The 4,611-nt window shown below is 73.2% G+C and carries 2 protein-coding genes; both read right to left on the reverse strand.

What is annotated here, in order from left to right; all coding sequences use genetic code 11:
* On the reverse strand, window positions 1-3,894 hold a 3,894-nt coding region (locus tag ACE3O1_RS14870), incomplete at its 3' end, for a DNA glycosylase AlkZ-like family protein (RefSeq protein WP_374316371.1).
* Between the two features lie 84 nt (window positions 3,895-3,978).
* A partial coding sequence (locus ACE3O1_RS14875) for an ATP-binding cassette domain-containing protein (protein ID WP_374316373.1) occupies window positions 3,979-4,611 on the reverse strand: 633 nt, incomplete at its 5' end.

The raw sequence follows: 4,611 nt of genomic DNA on the forward strand, positions 1-4,611 counted from the left end.
CGCCTCGATCACGGACTGCTCGTTCTCGGCATCCGTCAGCGCACGCAGCTGCGAGGCGAAGAAGCCGCCGCCGGCCGCCAGGGCCGCGAGGATGCGCGCGTCGAGGGACTCGGGCGCGATCTCGTCCTCGGCGGTCGTGAGGGTGAGCGGGAGGGCGTCGGCGGGATGCAGGGCGATCCAGCCGTCGCGTCCGGCGAGGCTGCCGTGCCCGGACCACACGACCTCGCCGCTCGAGGTGAGCTCGTCGAGCATCGCCGGCGCGTAGTCGCGCACGCGGGCCGGGAGGATCAGCGACTCCCACGCGCTCGCCGGGATAGGCACCCCGGCGAGCTGCTCGACCACGGCGGCGACCCCGTCCACGCCGTCGAGGGGCCGGGTCACGTGCTGCCAGGTCGGCAGGAAGCGGGCGTACGCGTCCTGCGGCACCGGCTCGACGCTGCCTCGGATCGCGGCGAGCGACCGCATCCGCAGCCGCCGGAGCACCTCGGCGTCGCACCACTCGGTGTCGTCGCCCGCGTTCGCCGTCGACGCCGGCAGGAAGAAGCCGCTCGCGATGCGGCCCTGGGACTCGAGCCGCTGCAGGGTCAGCCGGGCGACGGCGACACCGACGCCGAGGCGCTGGGCCGCGGCATCCGCCGTGAACGGACCGTGCGTGCGCGCGTACCGGGCGACCAGGTCGCCGAGCGGATCGGCCAGCGGCTCGAGGAACGCCGTGGGGACGCCGACGGGCAGGGCCACGCCGATCGCATCGCGCAGGCGGCCCGCGTCTTCGATCGCGGCGTACCGGGCGGCGCCGGCGATGGTCACGGGGATGACGCGACGCGCGGTGACGAGGGCGTCGAGGAGAGCGGCGGCCTCGCCCTCGCTCGCGGTGCCCTCGGCGGTCGCGCGATCGGCCGAGCCGCTCGCCGTCGTCGGCGAGGCGGCGCCCTCGGCAGGCTGGAGCCGGACCGCGACCTCGGCGGCGTCGAGCGGACCGAGGATCCGCAACAGGTCGGCGACTCCTTCGAGCCCGCGGGCGCGGCGCTCGGGATCGAGGCGCTGCGCCTCACGCTCGAATTGGGCGATGACGTCGGGATCGAGCAGCTCGCGCATCTCGATCTTGCCGAGGAGCTCGGACAGCAGTGCCGGATCGACCGACAGAGCCGCCGCCCGTCGCTCGGCCAGGGGCGAGTCGCCCTCGTACATGAACGCACCGACATATCCGAAGAGCAGGTCGCGGGCGAAGGGCGAGGGCTGCGGCGGCTCGGTCTCGATCAGCCGGATGCGGCGGTCGCCGATGCTGCGGGCGATGCGCAGCAGCGAGGGTACGTCGTAGACGTCCTGCAGCACCTCGCGCAGCGTCTCGAGGATGATCGGGAAGGTCGGGTGGCGCCGCGCGACCTCGAGCAGCTGCGCCGAGCGCTGCCGCTGCTGCCACAGCGGGCTGCGCCGGCCGGGATTGCGGCGCGGCATGAGCAGCGCGCGGGCGGCGCACTCGCGGAACCGCGAGGCGAAGAGCGCGGAGCCGCCCACCTCGTCGGTGACGATCTGCTCCAGCTCGTCGGGATCGAAGACGAACAGCTCGGCGCCGGGCGGGTCTGCCGCGGCATCCGGGACACGCGCGATGATGCCGTCGTCGCTCGCCACCGCGGCGCCCTCGACGCCGAGCCGCTCGCGGATGCGCGCGTTCACCGCGAGCGCCCACGGCGCGTGCACCTGCATGCCGTACGGGGAATGCAGGATCACGCGCCAGTCGCCGACCTCGTCCCGGCCGCGCTCGACGGTGAGCTGGCGGTCCGTCGGGAGCGTGCCGGTGGCCTCGCGCTGCTCGGCGAGATAGGCGAGCAGGTTGACCTGGGCGTAGTCGTCCAGACCGGCCTCGCGGAGACGGTCTTCGGCTTTATCGGGCTGAGCGGTCGACACCTCCCGCGAGAACTTTCCGAGGGCTTCACCCAGTTCGGCCGGCCGGCCGATGCCGTCGCCGTGCCAGAACGGCACCTTGCCCGGCTGGCCGAACGCCGGCACGACATTGACCCGGTCGTGGGTGATCTCGACGATGCGCCAGCTCGTGGTGCCGAGCGTGAACACGTCGTTGACGCGCGACTCGTACACCATCTCCTCGTCCAGCTCGCCGACCCGCGCGTTCTGCGACTCGCCCGCCACGAACACCCCGAACAGCCCGCGGTCGGGGATCGTGCCGCCGCTGGTGACGGCGATGCGCTGCGAGCCCGGACGGCCGGTCAGCGTGCCGTGATCGCGGTCCCACACCAGCCTCGGCCGCAGCTCGGCGAACTCGTCGGACGGGTAGCGTCCCGCCAGCAGGTCGAGCGTCGCCTCGTAGGCCGAGCGGGGAAGCGCCCGGAACGGCGCACTGCGCTTGAGCGTCTCGTACCAGCCCTCGACGTCGAGGGGCATCAGCGCGCAGGCCGCGACGGTCTGCTGCGCGAGGATGTCGAGCGGGTTCTGCGGGATCGAGATCGCCTCGATCTGACCCGCCAGCATCCGTTCGGTGACGATCGCGGTGTGCAGCACGTCGCCCCGGTGCTTCGGGAAGAGCGCAGCCCGGCTGACCTCGCCGACCTGGTGCCCGGCGCGGCCGATGCGCTGCAGACCGGACGCCGCGCTCGGCGGCGCCTCGACCTGGATCACGAGGTCGACCGCGCCCATGTCGATGCCGAGCTCGAGGCTCGACGTCGCCACGACGCACCGCAGCACGCCGGACTTGAGCTCCTCCTCGACCTGGGCCCGCTGCTCCTTCGACACAGAGCCGTGGTGGGCCTTCGCCAGCACCGGGTCGGCGCCGGCGGTGGCCCCCGCTTGAGCCATGGTGGCGGCGGGCACGGATGCCTCGGGCAGATCGATCCCGAGCCGCTCGGAATAGATCTCGTTCAGCCGCCCGGTGAGGCGCTCGGCGAGGCGCCGGGAGTTGCAGAAGACGATGGTCGAGCGGTGCTGCAGGATGCGGTCGACGATCGCCTCCTCGACGTGCGGCCACACAGACCCCGTCATCTCCGTCTCGCCGCCCCCGGTGGCGCGCTTGGACTGCCCGTCCGCGAACCAGTCCTCGTCGATGACCTCGCCGGTCTCGGCGTCCGCTGCGGGCGGCGTCCACGGTTCGGTGCCGGGAGGTGGCGGAGGGTTGAGCATGTCGTCGATCGGCACGACCACCCGCATGTCGAACGCCTTCGTCGCCTTGGGTGCCACGATCTCGACCGGCGCAGCCCCGCCGAGGAAGCGCGCGACCTCGTCGATCGGGCGAACTGTCGCCGACAGCCCGATCCGTTGCGCGGGTCTCTCGAGCAGCGCGTCGAGCCGCTCGAGGCTGACCGCGAGATGCGCTCCGCGCTTGGTGGCGGCGACCGCGTGCACCTCGTCGACGATCACCGTGTGCACGTTCGCGAGCGTCTCGCCGGCGGCGCTGGTGAGCATGAGGTAGAGCGACTCGGGCGTGGTGATCAGGATGTCGGGGGGCGCGGTCACGAGCTTTCGGCGGTCGCTCGAGGTCGTGTCGCCCGAGCGCACGCCGACGCTCACCTCCGGGACGGCGATGCCCAGCCGCCGTCCCGACTGTCCGATGCCGACCAGCGGAGAGCGGAGGTTGCGCTCGACGTCGACGCCCAGCGCCTTGAGCGGCGAGATGTAGAGGATGCGGGTCGGTGAGGACGAGGCATCCGCTCGGCGCTTCTTGCCCTTCGGCGCTGCGGCCTCGAGGGACTTCTCGCGGAACACGCGGTCGATGGCCCACAGGAAGGCCGAGAGGGTCTTGCCCGAGCCGGTCGGTGCGACCACGAGTGCGTGCTTGCCGTGCGAGATCGCGTCCCACGCGCCGATCTGGGCGTTCGTCGGGGCGGCGAAGGCACCGCGGAACCAGTCCTGCGTGGCAGGACTGAACCGCTCGAGCACGTCGCTCATCCCTCCATCTTGGTCGCTGCCGCCGACATCCGGGCGGGCTTGACGCGGCACCCGCCCTCACACGAGGACGGATGCCGCGTCACGTCACCTCTCGGTGAGCGTGCCGTCGTGTCCGAGCTCCAGGACGAGGCTCACGCCGATGCGCTCGAGGAACGCATCGTCGTGGCTGACCACGAGCACGGCCCCGCGGTAGGCCGCGAGAGCGTCGACGAGCTGCCCGACGGTGTTGAGGTCGAGGTTGTTCGTCGGCTCGTCGAACACGAGCAGCTGCGGCGGCGGGTCGGCCAGGAGCAGCCGGGCCAGCGCGACCCGGAACCGCTCACCGCCCGACAGGGTCGAGACCGGCCGATCCACGGCGGCGCCGCGGATGAGGAAGCGCGCGAGCCGGTTGCGCAGCTCGGGCACGGGCACGGCGGGGGCCGCCGTCCGCACGTTCTCGAGCACCGAGGCGTCCTCGTCCAGCCCGTCCACGCGCTGCGGCAGGTACCCGACCCGGTCGGTGTGCAGCTCGGCGTGTTGTGAAACGGCGGGGAGATTCCGCCCCCGCCCCGGGTCTGCGGCGGCCGAACCACCGGTTTCTCCCGCCGGATTCACCGCGGCGCCTCGATCCCAGCCGCGGCCCACGCCGCCGCCCGCCGAGCCGCGACCCACGCCGCGGCCCGTGCCGGCCGGCGCCCCGGCCGGCGCCCCGGCCGGCACCCCCAGCAGCGTCTCGAG

The organism is Microbacterium sp. (assembly GCF_041909575.1).
GTDB lineage: Bacteria > Actinomycetota > Actinomycetes > Actinomycetales > Microbacteriaceae > Microbacterium.